The sequence below is a fragment of the Streptomyces sp. NPDC001027 genome (genome assembly GCF_040299045.1).
In the GTDB taxonomy this organism is placed as follows: domain Bacteria; phylum Actinomycetota; class Actinomycetes; order Streptomycetales; family Streptomycetaceae; genus Streptomyces.
Genome location: NZ_JBEPBI010000616.1, coordinates 1 through 1048, shown reverse-complemented (window position 1 = coordinate 1048; position 1048 = coordinate 1). Strand labels below are relative to the sequence as shown.

The following is a 1048-nucleotide window of genomic DNA, read 5'->3' as shown; positions in this document are numbered from 1 at the left end:
GTGACCTCGCGCAAGGAGGCCGTACGGCTCGCCGCGGGGTTCCTGCCGCCCCGGCGGGCGGTGTCCCTGCTGGCGAACGCCTTCCGCGCTCCCGACCGCCACCCGGACGTGCGCGCGGCCGTCGTGCGCGCACTGCCGCCGCTGCTCGGCGAGCCGGAGGCCTGGCGACTGCTCGACGAGGTCGAGTGCGGCGACACCCGCCCCGTGCACGAAGCTCTTTTGGACGTCACTCCCTGGGAGTTGGCCGAGACGCACCGTCGGGCCTATGCCGCGGTGATCGTCGCGGTGTACGACGACGCCCTGTCTCTCACGGACGGGATCGGGAGCGGTTACGGCCTGCTGCGCGCCATGGGGGCGTGGTGCCGCTACTCACCCGAACTGACCGTGCGCATCTCGCGTACGGTCTGCGACCTCGACGAGCGTGCGTACTGGCAGACCGCCGGGTCCGTGCTGCGCGATCTGGCCCTGTCCGGGCTGCCGCATCCCCTGGGCGGCGCCGCGCCGGGAAGCGTCTACCACGGTGCGGTGGCCGAGCTGCTGGCGGCGATGCACACCGCACAGGGCGGCTGTCAGGCGCAGGAAGGCCGGGACCTGCCGGCGCTGCAGCGGCTGCGGAGTCTCACGTACTTCGGCTCTATGGACGGGGGACGCGCCGAGTTGCTCGACGCGGTCGCCGAGCAGCTGGCGCCGGAGCCCCTGCTGATCGGTGAACGGGCCCTGCTGCTGGTCGGGTCGGTCGAGCACGCCGTGGGGCCGGCGGATCTGATGGAACGGCTGCAGGGCCTCGCGGACGCCCTCCAGGGCGCTGGGGTGACCGTCGCCGTGCACACGTCCGAGCGGTTGCGGACGACCAACGCCTCGCGCGCCCTCCCCTGGCGCGTCGGCCCTCTGCTGGCCGCGGCCGACCGGTTCGCCCGCGACGGCGGCACCACCACGGGCCTGCTGGCGGTCGGCCTGGTGACGGGCACCGGCGGCGCGCTCCGTTGGCCCGAGCAGTGGCGTTCTCTGCTGCGCCGGTTGCGCGCGCACGCGAGCGCCGACGTGCGCC

Annotated in this window: 1 pseudogene; it reads left to right on the top strand. The window is 74.5% G+C overall.

Features of this window, described 5'->3' with window-relative positions:
• Positions 1–1048 (top strand): annotated as a pseudogene (locus ABT300_RS44340) (hypothetical protein); the annotation flags it as partial.